Origin of the sequence: Janibacter massiliensis, from assembly GCF_900289115.1 — a bacterium.
Classification (GTDB): Bacteria; Actinomycetota; Actinomycetes; order Actinomycetales; family Dermatophilaceae; genus Janibacter_A; species Janibacter_A massiliensis.
This window is the reverse complement of record NZ_LT985196.1, coordinates 754420-774935: the sequence shown is the minus strand read 5'-3', so window position 1 is coordinate 774935 and position 20516 is coordinate 754420. Positions and strand designations below refer to the sequence as shown.

Sequence of the window (20516 nt, the reverse complement as noted above, 5' to 3'; positions counted from 1 at the left end):
CCTCAGCGGCGCCGGTAGGAGACCGTCTCCGTGACGAGGAGGACGACGGAGACGATGTTCGCCAGGAGCGCGCCGCCGGAGAGGGACACGACCGAGCTGATCGTGTGGACGTCGTTCGCATGGCCGTGCTGGCTCGCCCACACGAAGTAGCCGGCGGCGGCGAGGAGCTGGATGAGGGCGACGAGGCTCGTCGCGAGGTGGATCGCCCCGATCTGCGTGCGGTCGCCGAACTTGAGGATCGTCGCGACGAGGTTGACGACGACCGCGGCGTACAGCTCGTTGACGTTGTGCACGCGCGGGTCGGCGAGGTCGCCGATGAAGAACCCGAAGTTCAAGGTGGCCGCGAGCAGCACGAAGAAGCCGAAGACGACCTTCTCGAAGCTCATGCGGCGAACCCTAGCCCGCCGGGCCGACACCGAGTTGGCGCAGCGGCCCGCGACCTGTAGCGTCGTCGGCAGTTGTTGAGGTTGTCGTTCTTTGCAGCATGAGCAGTTGGCCCACCCGGGGTCGTCGGCCGGTCTGGAAACGTGCGTACGGAAATGCGTCATCAACGCCAGGGGTGCTCCGAACGTCGGAGCGGCTGCCCCTCTCCAGAAAGCAGGCCGACATGGCTACTGGCACCGTGAAGTGGTTCAACGCCGAGAAGGGCTTCGGCTTCATCGCCCCCGACGACGGCTCCGCCGACGTCTTTGCCCACTTCTCCGCGATCAACTCGACGGGCTACCGCTCGCTCGACGAGAACGCCAAGGTCGAGTACGAGACCCAGCAGGGCCCGAAGGGCCCGCAGGCGGCGAACATCACCGTCATCGGCTGACGTTCTCGCGTTCCACGAGAGCCCCGCACCCGTACCGGGTGGAGGGGCTCTCGTGCGTCCGACCGGTTCCGCGCCGACCCGGCGGAGGCTGGCGGAAGTCGCGCTGTCCGACGCCGCACCTAGGGTTCTCGGGTGACCCCGACCGCCCCTGATCATCCGGCCACGCCCACCCCCGCCGACGACGCGCCCAGCCCGTGGCCCGCCCTGTGGGCGCTCGTCATCGGCTTCTTCATGATCCTCGTCGACTCGACGATCGTCTCGATCGCGACGCCGGCCCTGCTCGAGCACTTCGACACCGGGCTCGGTCCGGTGCTGTGGGTGACGAGCGCCTACCTCCTCGCCTACGCCGTGCCGCTGCTCATCACCGGGCGCCTCGGTGACCGCCTGGGGCCGAAGCGGGTGTACCTCGCCGGCCTCACGCTGTTCACGCTCGCCTCGCTGTGGTGCGGCCTGAGCGGGTCGATCGAGGAGCTCGTCATCGCCCGCGTCCTGCAGGGCCTGGGCGCCTCGCTCATGACGCCGCAGACGATGACCGTCATCACGCGGACCTTCCCGCCGCACCGCCGTGGCACGGCGATGGCGCTGTGGGGCGCGACCGCGGGCGTGGCGACGCTCGTCGGGCCGCTGCTCGGCGGGGTCCTCATCGACGGCCCGGGCTGGGAGTGGATCTTCTTCGTCAACGTGCCGGTCGGCGTCGTCGGGCTCGTGCTCGCGGCGCGCCTGGTGCCCGCCCTCGAGACGCGCGCGCACACCTTCGACTGGGTCGGGGTCGCCCTCAGCGCGGTCGGCCTCTTCTGCGGCATCTTCGCGATCCAGGAGGGCGAGACGTACCACTGGGGGACGATCCGCGGGTTCGTCTCGGTGCCCCTGCTGCTCGCCGTCGGCGCGGTGATGCTCGTCGCGTTCGTGTGGTGGCAGTCGCGGATGCGCACCGAGCCGCTCGTGCCGCTCGGGCTCTTCCGGGACCGGAACTTCTCGGTCTCGAACGTCGCCATCACGTCGATGGGGTTCGCGATCACCGCGGCGATGTTCCCGATGATGCTGTGGGCCCAGGCCGTCCGCGGCTACGACCCGACGCACGCCGCGCTCCTGCTCGCGCCGCAGGCGGTGATGTCGATCGTCCTCGCCCGCCCCGTCGGCGGACTCGTGGACAAGGTCCACCCGCGGGTGCTCGCGAGCACGGGGCTGCTCGCGTTCTCGCTCGTGCTCGTCGGCTTTTGGACGCTCATGACGCCGACGTCGCCGGTGTGGGCGATCCTCCTGCTCGCCGTCGGCATGGGCGCGAGCGGGTCGCTCATCTGGGGACCGCTCGCGGCGTCGGCCAACCGGAACCTGCCGCCGCACCTGGCCGGCGCGGGCTCCGGCGTCTACAACACGACGCGCCAGGTCGGCGCGGTGCTGGGGAGCGCGGCGATCACCGCGCTCATGCAGAACCGCCTCGCGGCGCACCTGCCCGGGTTCGGCGGAGGCGCGACGCCGGGGCAGTCGTCCGGCGGCGCCCTGCCTCCGATGGTCCGCGACGGCTTCTCGAAGGCGCTCGCCGAGTCGATGCTCCTGCCCGCGGCGGTGCTCCTCGTCGGCTTCGCGGCGACCCTCCTGTTCGAGCAGGCGAGGCACCTGCAGAGCAGCCCGGGTGCCGCCGACGCCGCCGCCGCGACCGCCGAGACCCCCGCGTGACGCGGGTGGCATGATTCGCCGGTGCTCGTCGCCGCCTTCTGGGGCCTCGTCGGAGGTCTCGCCCTGCTTCTCGGGGCCCTGCTCGGGATCTTCGCGCCCGTCTCCAACCGGGTCGTCGGCCTCGTCATGGCCTTCGGCGCCGGGGTGCTCATCAGCGCCGTCTCCTTCGAGCTGACGGAGGAGGCGTTCTCCAGCGGCGGCGCGGTCCCCGTCGTCACCGGGCTCGTCGCGGGAGCCCTGACGTTCTTCGCCGGCGACTGGGCCATCGACCGCGCCGGCGGTCACCGCCGCAAGTCGCCGACGGGCCAGCCCCAGGCGGGCGCCGGTGCCGGGGCGCTCGTCCTCGGAGCGCTGCTCGACGGGATCCCCGAGTCGGCCGCGATCGGCGTCAGCCTCCTCGGCGGCGGCGCGATCGGCCTGCCGATGGTCGCCGCGGTCTTCCTCTCCAACGTCCCCGAGTCGATGTCCGCGAGCGCCGGTCTGCGCCGGGCGGGGCACTCCGTCCGGTCGATCCTGCTCATGTGGTCGGCCGTCACCGCCGTCTGCGCGCTCGCCGCCGGGCTCGGCTACGTCCTGCTCGACGGCGCCCCCGAGGAGGTCGTCGCGGTCATCAAGACGTTCGCGGCCGGGGCGATCATCACGATGCTCGCCGACACGATGGTCCCCGAGGCGACGGAGCACGCCGGCCGCTGGGTCGGGCTGCTCACCGTCCTCGGGTTCGCGGCCGCGTTCCTGCTGTCCGCCGCCGCCTGACCATCTCGCCGGTGGACCACCCGGTCCGGATCGCTGGCCGCGCGGCGCGGTCAGCCCCGGGCGTCGAGCTCGGCGACCAGACGTCGACCCGCCGTCTCCCGGTACGACGTCTCGACGAGCTCGGTGATCTCGCCCCAGTCCGTCTCCTCGTCGACGTCGACCCCGACCCAGCCGCTCGGGGCGAGGTAGGCCGGCGCGTAGCAGCGCGCGTCCTCGAGCAGCGCCCGCCGCTCCTCCTCCGGGGGGCGGACGACGACCGAGTGCGGGTGCTGCACGTAGGTGCCGTCGACCTTGATCGAACCCCCGAAGTACGCGAACACCCTGGTCGTGAAGAACGCGGGGTGGCCGTGCGTGATCTTCTCCCGCGACCCCGGCAGATCGAGGGCGATCCGACGCAGGCGCGCGAGCACGGGATCGTCGTCGTCGAACATGAGCGGGTGTCCCACGAGTCCTCCTGCGGTCCGGTCGCAACGGAACGGTACCGGCCGCACCGACGGGCAGCAGCGCCCACGCGGACCTCGGTCTCACCGGGCGGTTCGCGGGAACACCCCCGGGTGAGGCACGGTTGGACCCGTCCGACCCTGCCCCGACCCCGAGGTGACCCGATGAACCGTTCCGCGAAGATCCCCGGCCCGGCGCGCGGCGCCATCGGTGCGACGATCGCCAGCGGCGCCATCGGCGCGTTCTCGGGGGCGCCGGCGAAGCTCAGCGCCCTGTTCCACCGCCGCTACCCGAGCGTCGCCGTGACGGGGATTACCGGGGTCGGCAAGACTCGGCTGGCCGACCGGCTCGCGCGCCGGGTCTCCGACGCGGGCACGGTCGACGTCGGTTCGGCGGTCATGGAGCGTCGGACCCGGTCCTCGGCCCGCGGCCGCGGCTTCCGGTTCCGCGTCGTGCCCGGGGACAACGCCGCGACGCGCCTCGGGGCGCTCGACGAGGTCTTCCACGACGACCCGGTCGACGGAGTCCTCCACGTCGTCGCGTGGGGTCATGCGACGCCACGCCGCACCGCCGGGGTGTCCGGCACCGCGGAGGCCGCACGGGAGGCGCAGCTGGCCGCCGAGCTCGAGGACTGGGCCGTCACCTCGCACCTCGTCGCGTCGATGGCCGTCCGCCGGGAGAAGCCGATCTGGCTCGTCATCGTCGTGACGAAGGCCGACCTCTTCGAGGACGAGCTCGACGAGGCGCTGCGGTACTACTCGCCCGGCAGCGGGTCGCCGTTCGGGCAGAAGCTCGACGAGCTGCGCGCGCTCGCCGGAGGCGCCCGGCTGTCCATCGACGTCCTGCCGATGTGCAGCCCGGAGGCACCGACCGGCGGCACCGGCGCCGACGAGGAACAGGGCCGCTGCGACGCGCGGCTGTCCGCCCTGGAGACGCGGATGGAGCAGCTGAGCGGTCACGTCTGACCGCCGCTCGACGGCGCCGGGCCGCGTCACGTCCGGTCGAGGAACTCCTCGACGCGGACCGGCTCGCCCGGCAGGGCGTCGCGACCGTCGGCTCGGAGGGCATCGAGCAGCAGGGCGCGAGTCCGGGCGCCGACCCGTTCGGCCAGCTCCTCCGGGACGACCGGCCGCCGCTTGAGCAGCGCCAGGAGCTGGACGACGTCCCCCGTCGCGACATCGGACCGCAGCATCCCCTCGGCCTGCGCGGCCTCGACGAGCGACTCGAGCAGGGTGATGAGGGTGGCGCGAGCCGTGCGGACCTGCGGGTCCTCGCGGATCGCCGCCGCGAGCTCGGGCATCCCCTGCTGCGGTGGGGCGATCGAGACCCCGAACGTCGGCGCCGCCCGGACGAAGTGCCCCAGGGCGTCCCACGCCGTCGGTTGCTCCACGGACGCCCGGCGGGCGGCGCCGACCTTGCCCTCCAGGTCGTACGCCACGACCCCGGCGACGAGGGCGGCCCGGTCGGGGAACCGGCGGTAGAGCGTCGCGACGCCGACCCCTGCGGCCTTGGCGATGCGTTCCATCGGGACGTCGAAGCCGCCCTCCGCGAAGACCACCGCCGCGGCCTCGAGGATCGCGACCCGCCGCCGCTCGGCGTCAGCCCGTAGCGGAGTGCCGTCATCGGTCATGGGGCCATCCTCTCCCACCCTAAGTGGATGAAAATCGTCCACTTAGGGTAAGGTAGTTCCCGACACCGGGGACCAGCTGCCCCATCCATGCCGCAAGAACGGTTCCCCCAGTGACTGTGCCCGCCAACGAGGTCCCCGACGCCTCGACACCCGACTCGCCCGTCCCCATGACCCACCGCGAGGTCCTCGAGACCCTGTCCGGGCTGCTGCTCGGCATGTTCGTCGCGATCCTCTCCTCGACCGTCGTCTCCAACGCCCTCCCGCGCATCGTCGCCGACCTCGAGGGGACGGAGTCCGGCTACACGTGGATCGTCACGGCGACCCTGCTGGCGACGACGATCTCGACACCCATCTGGGGCAAGCTCGCGGACCTCACGTCGAAGAAGCGCCTCGTGCAGGTCGCGCTCGGCATCTTCACCGTGTCCTCGATGATCGCCGGGCTCGCCCAGAACATGGAGACGCTCATCGCGATGCGCGTCTTCCAGGGCATCGGCGCCGGTGGCCTCACCGCGCTCTCGCAGGTCATCCTCGCCTCGATCGTCTCCCCCCGGGAGCGGGGCCGCTACTCCGGCTACCTCGGCGCGACGTTCGCTCTCGGCACCGTCGCCGGCCCGCTCATCGGCGGGGCGATCACCGAGCACCTCTCGTGGCGCTGGTGCTTCTACGTCGGGGTCCCGTTCGCGATCGCGGCGGCCGTCGTCCTGCAGAAGACCCTCCACCTGCCGACGATCAAGCGCCCCGTGAGGATCGACTACCTCGGTGCGATGACGATCGCCGGCGGCGTGTCGCTCCTGCTCGTCTGGGTCTCGCTCGCTGGTCACCAGTTCGACTGGGCCTCGTGGGAGACCGCGGTCATGGTGCCGGGCGGGATCGCCCTGCTGGCGCTGACGGTCCTCGTCGAGTCCCGCGCGAGCGAGCCGATCATCCCCCTGCGCCTGTTCGAGAACCGCACGGTCGTGCTGGCCTCGCTCGCGAGCCTCTTCGTCGGCGTCGGGCTCTTCGCGAGCACGATCTTCCTCGGGCAGTACTTCCAGCTCGCCCGCGGCGACAGCCCGATGATGGCGGGGGTCATGACGACCCCCCTCATCCTCGGTCTCTTCGTCACCTCGACCGTCTCGGGCCGGGCCGTGACCCGCACCGGCCGCTGGAAGGTCTGGCTCGTCGCCGGTGCCGCGACCCTCACGGTGGGGCTGCTCCTGATGTCCCGGGTCGGGTGGGACACGACCTACTGGCTCGTCGCGCCCGCGATGCTCGTCGTCGGCGCAGGGACGGGGATGATGATGCAGAACCTCGTCGTCGCCGTGCAGAACGAGGTGTCCGGCCCGGACCTGGGCGCCGCGAGCTCGTTCGTCGCCTTCACCCGGACGATGGGTGGCGCGTTCGGCGTCTCGGCGCTCGGCGCCCTGCTCGGCCACCGTGTGGAGGAGCACACCACCGAGGGACTCGCCGCCGCCGGCATCCACCCGCCGGAAGGCCACGGCGGCCGGTCCATCCCGTCGCTCGACCAGCTGCCCGCGCCGATGCGCCCGATCGTCCAGGCCGCCTACGGCGACGGGATCGCCGAGATCTTCCTCGCCGGCGCACCCTTCGCGTTCTTCGCCCTGGTGCTCTGCCTGCTCATCCGCGAGCGGGCCCTGCGCGAGACGACCAGCTGACGGAACCCATCACCCGCTGCGCGCCCGACCGGCCGACGACCGATCAGGTGCGCGGCTCCCGGACGACGACGATCGGGATGTCGTGCTGCCGACCGAAGGCCTCCCAGTGCGCGGCGGACTCGCCCGCGAACCGCTCCCGCAGCTCCTCCGCGGTCGTGCCGACCTGGGCGGCCAGACGCTGGGCGAAGTGCGGCTCGAGCGCCGCGACCGCGATCCAGCCGTCCGCGGCCGGGTACAGCCCGTAGAACGGCAGGGCTCCCCCGAGCACGGCCCCCGGACCGGTGAGCCCGTGCCGCACCGACGCCGAGACGTCGTGCGCCGCGTCCTCGAGGACGACCCGCTGGTGCACGCCCGCTCCGGTCCGCCCACGCTGGATCAGGCCGGCGAGCGCTGCCGAGACGGCGCGCTCGGAGCCGAGGACGTCGACGAGGGGGACCCGCGGCATGCTCGGCGGGTCCAGCAGCCCGCGCGTGGCCTGGTAGGTCAGGTCGTGCCCGGCCTCCTCGGACCGCTCACCGTCGTGCCCGACGATCTCGACGAGGACCAGGCCGTGCCGCTGCGCGGCGTCCGCCAGCCCCAACCGGTCCAGGGCGGACGGTCGCATCGAGGTGATGAGGACGTCCGCCTCCGCGAGGCGCTGCTCGACCTCGGCCCGGCCCGCGGGGTCCTTGAGGTCGATCGTCACGACCTCCTGGCCCCGGGCGAGCTCCTCGTACCAGCTCGGGGCGACCATCGTCATCGGGTCCCCGGCCGGGGGCTCGACCTTCGTCACCCGCGCGCCGAGGGAGGCCAGCCGCGCGGCGGCGAGCGGGCCGGGGAGATTGATGGCGAGCGAGACCACCCGCACGCCGGTCAGGGTCTGGTTCGGAGTGCTCACAGCGTTCGGGACACCAGCTCTTTCATGATCTCGTTCGTGCCGCCGTAGATCTTCTGGACGCGGGCCGAGGCGTACATCCGGGCGATGGGGTACTCGAGCATGAAGCCGTTCCCACCGAAGATCTGCAGGCAGCGGTCGACGATGTCGCACTGGACGTCGGTCGCGTAGTACTTGGCCATCGACGCCGTCGCCGGGTCGAGCCGGCCCTCGAGGTGCAGGCCGATGCAGTGGTCGACGAGGGTTCGGGCGGCGAGGGTCTCGGTCCGGCACTCGGCCAGCTCGAAGCGCACCGTCTGGAACCTCATGATCGGCCGGCCGAAGGCCTCCCGCTCCTTGGCGTAGTCGATGGCCAGACGCACGGCCTTCTCGGCGGCGGCGACCCCCGCGACGGCGATGATGAGCCGCTCCTGCGGGAGCTGCTGCATGAGCTGGACGAAGCCCGTCCCCTCCTCGCCACCAAGAAGGTTCGCCGCCGGGACGCGCATGTCCTCGAAGAAGAGCTCCATCGTGTCCTGGTACCTCAGGCCGAGCTTCTCCAGCTGCCGGCCCCGGGAGAACCCCTGCAGACCGGCCGTCTCGGCCACGAGGAGCGAGAGGCCCTTGGCCCCCTCCCCGCCGGTCCGCACGACGATGACGAGCAGGTCGCAGTGCAGCCCGTTCGAGATGAACGTCTTCTGGCCGTTGACGACGTACTCGTCGCCGTCCCGGCGGGCGGTGGTGCGCAACGCCTGCAGGTCCGAGCCGGCGTCCGGCTCGGTCATCGCGATCGCCGCGACCATCTCGCCGGAGGCGAGCTCGGGCAGCCAGCGCTCCTTCTGCTCCTGGGTGCCGTACTCGAGCAGATAGTGGGCGACGATCGCGCTGTGGACCTGGTTGGCCCACCCGTCGTCGAGGGCGTGAGCCTGCTCCTCGGCGATGACGGCCTCGTGCGCGAACGTGCCGCCACCACCGCCGTACTCCTCGGGGATCGACATGCACAGCAGGCCGGCCGCCCCCGCCCGGGTCCAGAAGTCACGGTCGACCGAGCCCTGCTCGGCCCAGCGCGCCATGTGCGGCGTGGCCTCCTTCGCGAGGAAGGTCCGCGCGAGCGTCCGCACGTCGTCGAGCTCCTCGGTCATCCAGGGCGAGCGGTACGGCGCCGGGGTGAGCATCTGTCGACTCCTCGTCGGTCACGGTGCGGGGATGCGCCGACCATACGGTTGCACCGTCCCCCATGCAACCGTATGGTCAACTCCGTCGAACCCGTGCACCCTGCCGGGTGCCCCGAGAACGAGGTGTCCACCCGTGCCCGAGACCGCCTACATCTACGACGCCGTCCGCACGCCGCGCGGCAAGGGGAAGTCCTCCGGTGCGCTGCACGGCACCAAGCCGGTCGACCTCGTCGTCGGCCTCATCGAGGCCCTCCGCGAGCGCCTGCCCGGCCTCGACGAGAACCGCATCAGCGACCTCGTCCTGGGGATCGTCTCCCCCATCGGCGACCAGGGCATGGTCCTGCCGCGCACGGCCGCCCTCCTGGCCGGCATGCCCGACACGGTGCCCGGCCTGCAGATCAACCGCTTCTGCGGCTCCGGCCTGAGCGCCGTCAACACCGCGGCCGAGAAGGTCGCCGCGGGCTGGGACGAGCTCGTCCTCGCCGGTGGCGTCGAGTCGATGTCCCGGGTGCCCATGGGCTCCGACGGCGGGGCATGGGCCGCGGACCCCGCGACCGCGATGCGCCTGGGCTTCACCCCGCAGGGCGTCTCCATCGACCTCCTCGCGACGATCGAGGACATCAGCCGCGAGATGCTCGACACCTATGCCGCGCGCTCGCACCACCGGGCCGCACAGGCGTGGCAGGAGGGTCGCTTCGCCCGCTCGGTCGTCCCCGTCAAGGACATCAACGGCCGCGAGGTCCTCGCCACCGACGAGACCATCCGCCCCGACGCGTCCGTCGAGACCCTCGGCGCGCTCCGGCCCTCGTTCGCGCAGATCGGTGAGATGGGGGGCTTCGACGCGGTCGCCGTCCAGCACTTCCCGCAGGCCGAGAAGATCGAGCACCGCCACACGCCCGGCAACTCCTCGGGCATCGTCGACGGCGCGGCGCTGGCCGTCGTCGGCTCGGGCGCCGCCGGCGAGGCGATGGGCATGACCCCGCGGGCGAAGGTGGTCGCCACCGCCACGACGGGCGCCGACCCGGTCGTCATGCTCACCGGGCCCGTCCCCGCCTCGCGCAAGGCCCTCGACGCGGCCGGGCTCAGCGTCTCCGACATCGACCTGTTCGAGGTCAACGAGGCCTTCGCCGCGGTGCCGATCTGGTACGGCCGCGAGATGGGCGTCCCCGAGGACGTCATCAACGTCAACGGCGGGGCCATCGCCATGGGCCACCCGCTCGGCGCGACGGGCGCGATGCTGCTGGGCACCGCCCTCGACGAGCTCGAGCGCCGCGACCAGCGCCGCGCCCTCATCACCCTGTGCATCGGCGCGGGGATGGGCATCGCCACCATCATCGAGCGCGTCTGAGACGCCGGGACCGGAGGAGACCATCATGAGCACCGACCCCATCCGCTGGGACCGCCGGGACGACGGCATCGTCGTCATCACGTTCGACGACCCGACCCAGCAGGTCAACACGATCAGCGCCCGCTTCCAGGACGCCTTCCACGCCGTCGTCGACCGGCTCGTCGCCGAGCGGGACGAGATCACCGGCGTCGTCCTCGCCTCGGCGAAGAAGACGTGGGTCGTCGGCGCCGACCTCGTCGAGTTCCGTGAGTCGATGGAGCGCGGCGAGTCCCTGGGCGAGGCCCTCGACGGCTTCAAGGCGGACCTGCGTCGCCTCGAGACCCTCGGACGGCCCGTCGTCGCCGCGATCAACGGGACCGCGCTCGGCGGTGGCTTCGAGATCGCCCTCGCCTGCCACCACCGCATCGCCGTCGACGACCCGTCGGTCAGGATCGGCCTGCCCGAGGTCAAGCTCGGCCTCCTGCCCGCCGGTGGCGGCGTCACCCGCCTCGTGCGCCTCCTGGGCCTCCAGGCGGCGCTCACCGAGCACCTCCTCATCGGCGCCGAGCACCGCGTCGCCGCGGCGAAGGAGAAGGGCCTCGTCGACGAGGTCGTCCCCGACGCCGAGGCCCTCATGCCGGCCGCGATCGCGTGGATCGGCGCCCACCCCGACGCGGTCGCCCGCTGGGACGCCCCCGGCTACAAGATGCCCGGCGGCACGCCGTCGAACCCGAAGCTGGCCATGATCCTCCCCTCGTTCGGGGCGAACCTGCTCAAGCAGACCAACGGCGCGCCCGCGCCCGGCCCGCGCGCGATCCTGTCCGCGGCCGTCGAGGGCGCCCAGGTCGATCTCGAGACGGCCTCCGCGATCGAGACTCGGTACATGGAGAGCCTGCTGCGCGGGGCGACCGCGCGGAACATGCTCCAGGCCTTCTTCTTCGACCTGCAGTACTGCAAGGGCGGTGGCGGTCGCCCGGTCCGGGCCGACGGCACCCCCTACCCGGAGCGGCGCCCGACGAAGGTCGCCGTCATCGGCGCCGGGATGATGGGCGCGGGCATCGCGTACGTCACGGCGCGCGCCGGCATCGACGTCGTCCTCAAGGACGTCGACCACGCGGCCGCGGAGAAGGGCCTGGCGCACTGCCGGTCCATCGAGGAGAAGAAGGTCGCCCGCGGGCGGACGACGCAGGAGAAGGCCGACGCCCTCCTCGCGCGCATCCACCCGACCGGGGACGTCGCCGACCTCGCCGGCTGCGACCTCGTCGTCGAGGCCGTCTTCGAGTCGCCGGAGCTGAAGGACAAGGTCTTCCGCGAGCTCGAGCCGGTCGTCGCGCCGGACGCCCTGCTCGGCTCGAACACCTCGACCCTGCCGATCACGGGGCTGGCGACGTCCGTCCAGCGGCCCGAGGCGTTCATCGGCCTGCACTTCTTCTCGCCCGTCGAGAAGATGCCGCTGCTGGAGATCATCCGCGGGGAGAAGACCGACGACCAGACGCTCGCCCGGGCGCTCGACTACGCGGCCGCCATCCGGATGACCCCGATCATCGTCAACGACTCCCGCGGCTTCTACACGTCGCGCGTCTTCGGCCGATACATCACCGAGGCCCTGACGATGCTCAGCGAGGGCATCGCCCCCGCGGTCGTCGAGCAGGCGGGCCGTCGCGCCGGCTACCCCGCGCCGCCGCTGCAGCTCATGGACGAGCTCAACCTCAAGACCGTCCAGCGGATCATGCACGAGTCGGCGCGCGCCGAGGAGCCGGGCATGGCGACCCCGCCGGAGGCCCTCCGCCTCATCGACGCGATGGTCGACGAGCTCCAGCGCCCCGGCCGCCAGGCCGGCGCGGGCTTCTACGAGTACGTCGACGGCAAGCGGGCCGGGCTGTGGCCGGGTCTGCGCGAGCACGTGCCCGCCGGGCCCACCCCGGGCGTCCTCGAGCCGGCGCCCGACCTGCAGGAGCTGGCCGACCGGTTCCTCTTCCTCCAGGCGATCGAGACCCAGCGGTGCGTCGACGAGGGCGTCATCCAGTCCGACGCCGAGGCGAACATCGGCGCCATCTTCGGGATCGGCTTCCCGGCGTGGACCGGCGGCCCGCGGCAGTTCCTCGCGAACCACCCCGACGGCCCGGACGCGGTCCGGCAGCGGACGGTGGAGCTCGAGGAGCGCCACGGCGCCCGGTTCCACCTCGTCACGGCGGCCCGGTCATGAGCGCCCCGACGATCGTCGCCGAGCTCGACGGCGGACCGGAGCGGAACACGTTCCCGCGGACGGCGCCGCGCGCGATCGACTGGATCGCGGAGGTCCCCGAGCCCGTCGTCATGCTCCTGCCCCCGGGCGGGGACACCTCCGCCCCGGCCGAGCAGTGGGAGAAGGTGACGGCCGGCCAGCTGCGTGAGCGGGTCCGATCGATCGCCCGCGGGCTCGTCGCGATGGGCCTCGAGCACGGCGACCGCATGTGCCTCATGAGCCGCACCCGGCACGAGTGGACCCTGCTGTCCTGGGGTGCCGCCTACGTCGGGGTCGCCCTCGTGCCGGTGTACGAGACGTCCGCGCCGGCCCAGGTCGAGTGGATCGTCACCGACTCGGGCGCCCGGCTCTTCGTCGTCGAGTCGGCGCAGCTTCGCGTGTCCAGCGGTGTCGACAAGCTGCCGGCGGAGGTCCGACCCCCGGTGCTCGTCATCGACGAGGGCGCGCTCGCGACGATCGAGGAGGCCGGGGCGAGCGTCGACGACGCCACGCTCGACGCGCGGGCAGGGGCGGTGACGAAGACCGACCTGCTGACGATCGTCTACACCTCGGGCACGACCGGGAACCCGAAGGGGTGCGCGGCGAGCCATGGCGGCTTCCTGCTCAACATCGACGACGTGCTCGCCGTCCTCGGCCCGCAGTTCGAGGTCGACGGGGCCCGCACGGTGCTCATGCTGCCGCTCGCTCACATCTTCGGCCGTCTCATCGAGGCGACGACCCTGCTGTCGCGTCACACGCTCGTCCATGAGCCGGACATGGCGCACGTCGCCCAGGCGTTCGCCATCCACCGGCCGACGCACATCGGGTCCGTGCCGCGCGTGTTCGAGAAGGTCCACGCGTCCGCGGTCGCGAGCGCCAAGGCCAAGGGCGGGGCCGCGACCCGGTTGTTCACCGCGGCCGAGAAGGTGGCGATGGCGTGGGGGTCGACCAACTCCCCCAGCCCCGCGCTGCGGGCCAAGCACGCCGTCTTCGACCGGCTGGTCTACCGCAAGCTCCGCGCCGCGCTGGGCGGGGAGTGCAGCACCATCGTCTCCGGCGGTAGCGCGCTCAGCCCCGACCTCATCCGGTTCTTCCGTGGCGTCGGCTTCGAGATCCTCGAGGGGTACGGCCTCACCGAGGCGGCGGTCTCGACCGTCAACGTCCCGGGCCGCAGCCGCACCGGCACGGTCGGACCGCCGCTGCCCAGCGTCCGGGTGGGCATCACCGACACCGGCGAGGTGCTCCTGCGCACCCCTCAGGCCGTCATGGGGTACTGGAACAACCCGGCGGCGACCGAGGCGGCCTTCGCCGGCGGCTGGTTCCACACCGGCGACCTGGGCTCGATCGAGGACGGGTGCCTGAAGATCACAGGTCGGGCCAAGGAGATCATCGTCACCGCGGGCGGGAAGAACGTCGCCCCGATCGCCCTCGAGGACGCCCTGACCCGCCACCCCCTCATCGGGCAGGCGCTCGTCGTCGGCGAGAACCGGCCGTTCATCGCGGCGCTGCTCACCCTCGACGCCGCCGGCTCCCAGCAGTGGGCGGACGCCGAGGGCATCGCACCGGGGACCGACCTGACGACCCACCCGCGCGTCCTCGAGCTGATCGGGGAGCACGTCGCGCAGGTCAACACGACCGTCTCGCGCGCCGAGTCGATCCGGGAGTGGCGGGTCGTGCCGGGCGAGTGGACCCCCGAGTCCGGTGACCTCACGCCGACCATGAAGATGAAGCGCTCGGTGATCTCCACGCGCGCGAAGGACGTCATCGAGGAGATGTACTCTGACCGTCGCCCATGAGCAGTCCGTCCCTCACACCGCCCGGTGACCTCACCGCCCGGGCACGCATCCGCAACGAGGCGTTCTCCCTGTACGCGATCCAGGGCGAGGAGCGGGTCTCGATGCGGGCGGTCGCCGCGGCCGCAGGCGTGACGATCGGGCTGGTGCAACACCACTTCGGGACGAAGGAGGGGCTGCGCCGGTCGGTCGACGAGTACGTCGTCGAGCACTTCGTCGAGGCGCTGGCCGGGGTCGAGCACACCGGAACCGCGGCCGAGGTCGTCGCCGCCCGCGACGGCGCGGTGCGGACCATGCTCCAGGAGAACCCGCTCGTCGTGCGCTACCTGCTGCGCATGCTGCTGGAGCCGGAGACGCGCGGTGCCTTCGTCCTCGGACAGCTGGTGGACCTCACCGTGCAGGAGATCAGACGCCTGCGCGAGGCCGGGTTCGCCTCGACGACCACTCCCGAGCCCGTGCAGGTGGTGCGGACGATCCTCGGGCAGATCGGCGAGCACGCGCTCGAGCCGATGGTCGGAGCGGTCTGGAAGCGGGTCGGTGGGTCCGACGCAGACCGGCCACGCACGGAGATCACCGTGGTGCAGCCCGACGCCGAGGGCTGAGCAGCGCGCCTGATCCACCGGGGGGAACGACCACAGCTGTCGAGATGCAGCGAAGGTTGCACAGTGTGCCCTTCAAACCTTGCACGATCAGGGTCAGCGGGGAGTCGTGTGCAAACTACCGCGCTCACGAGACTGGAGTAACCAGCACCAGGGATGTCGGGTCCACGTCCTCGCGCGTGCGGATCTCAGGCAGGTGCGAGTCCTCCAGCGAGGCCATCTGCATTGCGGTTCTCGCCTGCTCGACCGCCGTAGCGACTGACTGTGCCGAGGCTATGGCGGCGTCGAACCGCGCCGCGAAGGTCACCGCAGCCAAGTCCGTTATGGACTTCGACACGCCGATGACGGTCGGTACCGTCCGGAGTAGGTCGTCTGCCCCTTCCAGGCTCTCGCAGGCGTTGAGGACGACGAGCCGAGGAGGCTCGTCCGTGGCACCGAGCGCCTTGGCCAAGAGGGCGAACTCGACTTCCGCACCGTCCTGGGAACCCTCTTCGTCCTCCAACAGCACACCCAACGCAGAGGCATGGCCGGAGAAGTGGACCACGTGCGGGCGATGGTCGTTCAGGCCGTCGATCAGGTCGATTCCGGTGGCGGCTGGCAGGTGCTCAACGGTCACGAGATCACGCCACTTTGAGGCGCGGAGCGACTGCTTGACCTGTCGAACCTCTTGGTCCACGCGCAGCCACACCCCGTTCGTCTCGCTGGAGCCGTCCGAATGTTCGATGGCCGTCTCCATCGCGTGGGGGTTGGCGGTGAGGTAGAGCACGCGGAGGGGCTCCGACTTGGGAGGCTGCACCTCGACGTAGCGGATCTGAGTGGTGGGCGACTCAGACGGGCGACCTCGCGAGCATGGTCCTTCTCCTTCTGTCGGCGGCGATCTTCCTCGCGGTCCCGGGCGCGCTGCTCGCTCTGTTCCTTCTGACGCCGACGTTGCTCTGCACGGTCTCGGTCCCGCTGCTCGTTCTCCTCGGCGCCCCTAAGCGAAGTGCGCTTGGCCGCGATGGACTTGTTCGCCTCCGCAATCTTACTCCACAGGTCCGCCGCCTTGCTGCTTGCGGTCGTTGCCTCCTTCTCCTTCCGCTCGGCGGTGGACAGCGCCATGCGTCGGGTCGAGTCGCTCTTCGTCCGAGCGGCCTCGTCCCGCTTCTTGCGCGCTGCTGCCGTCGCGTCGTCGGCTGTCTTCTGAGCCCTCGTCTGGTCATTGTGCAGCCCGGCCACCTTTGTTTCCAGGCTGCTAATCTCTCTCCTGATTTGGTCACTTCGTGCCATGCTCTTCTCCTCTTTCCTGTCCGAGCATGTCCTGTGGAACTGACACACGCTGGCCAGACTGCCGCGCAGCGCTCTTGGCGATGACTCGTTAGGAGACTCCTGGCGCTGCTTGAACGGCGACGCGCGCGGCGAGTTGCTGCTCTACCTGGTTGTAGACATCGACGTTGAGCCCTGGTGCCACCCACAGCGAGAGGACGACAGCGAAGGTCACACGCTCGCCTTGTAGTCCTCCCGCTTGACCCTTGCAGTTCACGGTGAGTTCAAGGTCGCTGCCCTGGCCGACTCCGATTGCCTTGGCGACTTCCCACTCGACGTGCTGGAGCGTTCCTCGTTTGGGTCGGTCACCGATCGCTCCCAGCGCGGTCCCGAGATTGGTGAATCCGGTCGGCTGGGAGAACTCCAGCGCCGCGCGCCGGTATTGGCGGTGTCGCCAGTTGACGGGCGATAGCCATGCCAGGGTGGCCGAGATTCTCTTGATCCCCCGTGCCTGGAGGCCGTCCGGAAGTGGGAACGCGAGGGTGCGGGACTCGTTTTCACCAATGTCTCCGATGTAGAGAATGGCGGCTTCGTTGGAGGCGCAACCGTCGGCGAGATGGCGAGCGGGCGAGCCGTATCCGTGCGCGGAGTGACGGAGTTCCTCATGAACGAGGAGGTTTTCAGGCACGCGCGCTGTGTGCGCCACGAGTGCCTTTGTCGCAACGGCTAGCTCGGAACGGGTGAGAGATCGATCGGCAAGATGAATGACTGTGTCAACCGCACGAGCGGCTTCGCGAGAGATCAGCGCCGCGGCGGGGCTCGTGCCGACGGTGAAAGCTTCACCACCCTTGACGGCGGCGACCTTGATACCGGGCCCGAGCGCTGTCCTTTGGGCGGGCCCAGCTTGAGTCGCGTCGCCCACGACGGGCTTCCTGAAAAGGGATCGTCCTCCCGGGGCGACGACATCGGGCTTGACCGATCGGTGGTGTCCTCCGCCGAGTGCGCTGGTCGGGTTGACAATGAGTTCCCCGTCGGCCGGGTCGAACTCGTACCCCCCGATGTGCATGTCGCCAGCTCCGTCGGTGTTCAGCGCCCCGACGCAGAGTGCGTTGATGGAGTCGGCTGGGGCGAGGAGGCTTCGTCGTGGGGTCGTCTGGGCCACGCCGGCGTTGACGGCCTCGGCTCTGTCGGAGCCGGTGAGTGCCAGGAGAGCGTTGGTTCCCCCGGGCACGGGCAGCACCGGGTGGTTGCCAGCGGAGGCGACCACGATGACGCCGTAGGCGGCGCTGAGCCAGTCCAGGGTTCGTGCCCATGAAGAGATCACCCCGTCGAAGGGCACAGCGGGATCCCCGACGGAGAGGTTAAGGACCACTACGGAGGGAGCAGCGGGTGGCGTTATCCCGTCACCGTCAAAGAGTTCGCGGAAGACCCGCCGCATCAGGTCGGGCGCCAAGACAGTGTCGGGAAGTTCTTCCCAACCATCGGACGTGTCGCGGGCGGGGGTGAGGATCGGGCGAACAAGGACTGGGCGTAGAGCGGGCGCTTCGTTGAGGCTGCGATCGCCCCACACGCAGACAGACGCCATGGCGGTCCCGTGGCGCCGGAGCTCGATCTCGGCGGTCGTGTCGGAGCCGAGGTCGTCAGGGTCGCTCACGATGATGCGGCCCGCGAGGAGTGGGTGGTTCGCGATCGGAACTCCATCGAGCACACAAAGGACGGGGTCAGAGACCGGGAGCGGGGCTGCGTCAACAGACGCAGCTTGTGACTCCTCAGAGAAGATGTACGACTGGGCTGAGACCCGCAGGTACATCACGTGCGCCGACTTCACCGCCGCCACGGCGTCGTAGTCGCCGGCTGCCAACCGCTGGAGCAACTCAAGAGGGACAGAGCACTTCATGCCGTGGTAGCCGACTTCTGCGACCTGGGCGGTAGCGACGACGTGGCCCGCGCCTTGCTCGACGAGGGTGGTGACCTCAGCCTCGGCTCGTTTACGAGCCGCTTCGGATTGCCGATACCACAGTTCGATCTCGATGGTGTGATCGCCGGGGAGCATTCCCTCAAGGGCAGCGGCAACGTCGGCTGTCCGTACCCGGTCCTGTGGTCCCCAGGCTCGAACGTCCTTGAGATGGGCGAAGATGCGCCTAAGGGGCGCGTATCCAATATCGACCTTGCCGGCGTTCTGCCACTTGCGCCACTGGGTGATGATGTTGGTCTTTGCCTGTTCACTGATGCAGACGGCGTGCAGGCATCCGGTGACAGGGAGGTCCTGGTTTACGGACCTACGCGGAAAGTCGGGGTCGGGCTCGAATTCACGGTCGACCTCGGCGAGAATCTCCAGGCCAGCACGAGCAGCGACGCCGCTGAGGTCTTCTCGCTCATCGATGGCCTCAAAGACGACCACGAGCTGTGGGTCACTGGCGCCGAGGGAAGCGGTCAGGGTGGCTTGCTCGTTAAAGGCGCTGTCGAGGTCAGTGAAGCGACTGGCCAGCCGTTGTCCCTGTCTCGCCGTTGAGGGCAGATCTACCTTCGAACCACCGCGGTTGTTCGGAGAGAAGGTGATTGGCGGTCCGACAGTTCCCCAGAGCAGGGGTCGCTCGCTGGCCGTTTCGTCAGCCATCGAGATCGGGCATCGGCTTGGCTCGGTTTGCCCAGACCTTCAAGAGGCGTTCCGTCACTGCACTTGGGTCTGCGTCGAATCCGTCGAGGATCTGACGGCGTTGGACGTCCTCAGCGAAGTCTTCCAGCTCTGCGTAACTGACGTGGCGCAGACGGTCGGCGATGCTGCGTTCGGACTTGCCGAACGTTACTCCGGTGCGGGCCGACCAGGACCGCAGCAGTTCGATCTTGCCTGCGCGGGTGGCCTTCGGCAGGGAGAGCCGGATCTGCATCCGTCGCCAGACCGCGCGGTCTAGGAGCTCGGCGTGGTTCGTAGCAGCGATGACGATGACGTGGCTGGGGAGCCGGTCGATCTGCACTAGTAGAGAACTGACGACTCGCTTGATCTCACCGGTCTCGTGTGTGTCTCCGCGCTCCTTGGCGACGGCGTCGAACTCGTCGAAGAAGAGCACGCAGGGACGGATCCGGACGGCAGAGAAGAGCACGTCCAGACGGCTGGCTGTCTCACCGAGGAACGAGCCGATCAGTGCCTCGTAGCGCACGGTCAGTAGCGGGACTGCGATCTCAGTGGCAATGGTCTCGGCGAGGGTGGTCTTGCCACTACCAGGCGGTCCTTCGAGCAGGATGCGGTGGCGCGGTTCGATCCCGTGGCTACGAAGCAGGTCTCGGCGGTGGTGCTCTTCGATGAGGTCAGTTGTTGCTTGGCGAACGGCGGTGGGTAGCACAAGTTCGGTCATCCGGCGCGTTGGCTCAGTCTCGTAGTACAGACCAGCTGACTCTTGCGGACGTGAGAGGGGTGAGACTGACGATCCGGGATTCTTCCGCCGGGTCAGTGCGTCTGCGAGCTGAGAGGCGAGAATGCCGTGCTTCTTCGCGTTCTCTTCTGCGATGAGAGCCTCGGCGGCACGGCGAAACGCGAGCTCGTCCCCTCCAGCACCAGACTGGACGAGCGCTAGGAGCAGGTCGCTGCGCGCCATAGTCCGATCCCTTCTCGCCGCTGCACCCATCTTCGCAGACGACACATCCTGCCAGTCCCACGCGTGCTCCGGCGGGTCGTTCGTCGATGGTGCCAGCATCTCATCGCACGCCGACACTCCGGCGGTGGGCTGGGTGGTTGGTTCCTGCGCTTCCTACTCTGGTGGCGCTCAATATCGACGATCGCCCGGGGGCCGACCCCGGACACCGTGTTCTCGAGTGGTGGGCGACGGCCGGTGGGACTCCTGAACCACCAGGTAGAGGGCATTGGCCTCCTCGAGCCGCTGCACCTGCTCCTCGAACCCGAACCGGGTGAAGACGTCGCGGACGTTGTCGCTGAAACCGTCGACGTAGGAGAGCAGGTTGGCCTTGATGTTGGCGCTGTCGCCGGTCAACGACGGGAGCGTGTATGGCGAGGTGTTGTAGAACGAGTACTTCGCGGCCTTACGCAGCTTGACGTCCAGCAGGTCCTTGGCCGTCCGGTCACCGGAGCGCTTCTGCTCGGAAAGCACGGCGTCCTTGGTCGCGGCCAGGACGCAATCCAGCCGGCGCAGGATCGTCATGGGCAGGACGACGTCGCCGTACTCCTTGGGCTTGTACGGCCCGCGCAGCAGGTTGGCGATGGACCAGATGAAGTTGGCGCCCGGCTTCGACGGCAAGGTGAAGTGTCCTCTCGTGGTGCGTGGCCCCATCCTTGCCCATCACGCCAGCCTCTCGGTGGAGCGGTCTTGCCCGCGCC

General features: G+C 70.3%; 18 protein-coding genes. 9 read left to right on the top strand and 9 right to left on the bottom strand.

All coding sequences use genetic code 11. The annotated features are described in order from the left end of the window. Nucleotides 1-2 precede the first annotated feature (2 nt). Nucleotides 3-386: a DUF6394 family protein gene (locus DAA34_RS03810; protein ID WP_106817687.1), complete on the bottom strand. Its 384-nt coding sequence runs from the start codon at nt 384-386 to the stop codon at nt 3-5. 221 nt (nt 387-607) lie between these two features. Between DAA34_RS03810 and DAA34_RS03805 the strand changes: the two genes are divergently transcribed. The 3 genes from DAA34_RS03805 to DAA34_RS03795 all read left to right on the top strand — a co-directional run bounded on the left by DAA34_RS03805 (nt 608) and on the right by DAA34_RS03795 (nt 3244). Next, entirely contained in the window at nt 608-814 is a 207-nt protein-coding gene (locus tag DAA34_RS03805; RefSeq protein WP_106817686.1) for a cold-shock protein, read from the top strand. A gap of 132 nt (nt 815-946) precedes the next feature. Next, a complete protein-coding gene (locus DAA34_RS03800; protein ID WP_267894605.1) occupies nt 947-2491 on the top strand; it encodes a DHA2 family efflux MFS transporter permease subunit in 1545 nt (514 codons plus the stop codon). A gap of 21 nt (nt 2492-2512) precedes the next feature. Further along, complete coding sequence (locus DAA34_RS03795; protein ID WP_106817685.1) at nt 2513-3244, top strand: ZIP family metal transporter; 732 nt, start codon at nt 2513-2515, stop codon at nt 3242-3244. Nucleotides 3245-3294: 50 nt separating this feature from the next. Here the strand turns inward: DAA34_RS03795 and DAA34_RS03790 are convergent, their stop codons facing one another. Then, the gene (locus DAA34_RS03790) at nt 3295-3690 is read right to left on the bottom strand and encodes an MmcQ/YjbR family DNA-binding protein (RefSeq protein WP_325027418.1); all 396 of its coding nucleotides are present in this window, start codon (nt 3688-3690) and stop codon (nt 3295-3297) included. Nucleotides 3691-3849: 159 nt separating this feature from the next. Between DAA34_RS03790 and DAA34_RS03785 the strand changes: the two genes are divergently transcribed. Further along, nucleotides 3850-4650, top strand: coding sequence for a hypothetical protein (locus DAA34_RS03785; protein ID WP_106817684.1), 801 nt, complete (start codon nt 3850-3852; stop codon nt 4648-4650). Nucleotides 4651-4676: 26 nt separating this feature from the next. On the opposite strand, the gene DAA34_RS03780 is transcribed toward DAA34_RS03785, so the two are convergent. Next, complete coding sequence (locus DAA34_RS03780; protein ID WP_106817683.1) at nt 4677-5315, bottom strand: TetR/AcrR family transcriptional regulator; 639 nt, start codon at nt 5313-5315, stop codon at nt 4677-4679. Nucleotides 5316-5425: 110 nt separating this feature from the next. Between DAA34_RS03780 and DAA34_RS03775 the strand changes: the two genes are divergently transcribed. Continuing rightward, complete coding sequence (locus DAA34_RS03775; protein WP_234354094.1) at nt 5426-6970, top strand: MDR family MFS transporter; 1545 nt, start codon at nt 5426-5428, stop codon at nt 6968-6970. A 43-nt stretch (nt 6971-7013) separates the two neighbouring features. Here DAA34_RS03775 and DAA34_RS03770 read toward each other — a convergent pair whose 3' ends face one another. Next, a complete protein-coding gene (locus DAA34_RS03770) occupies nt 7014-7847 on the bottom strand; it encodes a CoA transferase (protein ID WP_199847413.1) in 834 nt (277 codons plus the stop codon). Further along, complete coding sequence (locus tag DAA34_RS03765; RefSeq protein WP_106817682.1) at nt 7844-8998, bottom strand: acyl-CoA dehydrogenase family protein; 1155 nt, start codon at nt 8996-8998, stop codon at nt 7844-7846. The genes DAA34_RS03770 and DAA34_RS03765 overlap by 4 nt, the downstream gene beginning before the upstream one ends. A 133-nt stretch (nt 8999-9131) precedes the next feature. Between DAA34_RS03765 and DAA34_RS03760 the strand changes: the two genes are divergently transcribed. The 4 genes from DAA34_RS03760 to DAA34_RS03745 are packed head-to-tail and all read left to right on the top strand — an operon-like array spanning nt 9132 to nt 14944. Further along, nucleotides 9132-10346 (top strand): acetyl-CoA C-acetyltransferase, encoded by a 1215-nt coding sequence (locus DAA34_RS03760; protein WP_106817681.1) that lies wholly within the window; start codon nt 9132-9134, stop codon nt 10344-10346. Nucleotides 10347-10371: 25 nt separating this feature from the next. Continuing rightward, nucleotides 10372-12531 (top strand): 3-hydroxyacyl-CoA dehydrogenase NAD-binding domain-containing protein, encoded by a 2160-nt coding sequence (locus DAA34_RS03755; RefSeq protein ID WP_106817680.1) that lies wholly within the window; start codon nt 10372-10374, stop codon nt 12529-12531. Then, nucleotides 12528-14345, top strand: coding sequence for an AMP-dependent synthetase/ligase (locus tag DAA34_RS03750; RefSeq protein ID WP_106817679.1), 1818 nt, complete (start codon nt 12528-12530; stop codon nt 14343-14345). Before DAA34_RS03755 ends, DAA34_RS03750 begins: the two co-directional genes overlap by 4 nt. Further along, nucleotides 14342-14944, top strand: coding sequence for a TetR/AcrR family transcriptional regulator (locus tag DAA34_RS03745; protein WP_106817678.1), 603 nt, complete (start codon nt 14342-14344; stop codon nt 14942-14944). The genes DAA34_RS03750 and DAA34_RS03745 overlap by 4 nt, the downstream gene beginning before the upstream one ends. A 124-nt stretch (nt 14945-15068) precedes the next feature. On the opposite strand, the gene DAA34_RS03740 is transcribed toward DAA34_RS03745, so the two are convergent. The 4 genes from DAA34_RS03740 to DAA34_RS03720 form a co-directional block, all read right to left on the bottom strand. Continuing rightward, entirely contained in the window at nt 15069-15707 is a 639-nt protein-coding gene (locus DAA34_RS03740) for a CHAT domain-containing protein (RefSeq protein ID WP_106817677.1), read from the bottom strand. A gap of 591 nt (nt 15708-16298) precedes the next feature. Continuing rightward, a complete protein-coding gene (locus DAA34_RS03730) occupies nt 16299-18803 on the bottom strand; it encodes a S8 family peptidase (protein WP_106817675.1) in 2505 nt (834 codons plus the stop codon). Continuing rightward, on the bottom strand, nt 18796-19779 hold the full coding sequence (locus DAA34_RS03725) for an AAA family ATPase (protein WP_106819765.1): 984 nt from the start codon (nt 19777-19779) through the stop codon (nt 18796-18798). Before DAA34_RS03725 ends, DAA34_RS03730 begins: the two co-directional genes overlap by 8 nt. A gap of 168 nt (nt 19780-19947) precedes the next feature. Continuing rightward, complete coding sequence (locus DAA34_RS03720; RefSeq protein ID WP_158707595.1) at nt 19948-20436, bottom strand: type I restriction-modification system subunit M N-terminal domain-containing protein; 489 nt, start codon at nt 20434-20436, stop codon at nt 19948-19950. Between the last annotated feature and the right edge of the window lie 80 nt (nt 20437-20516).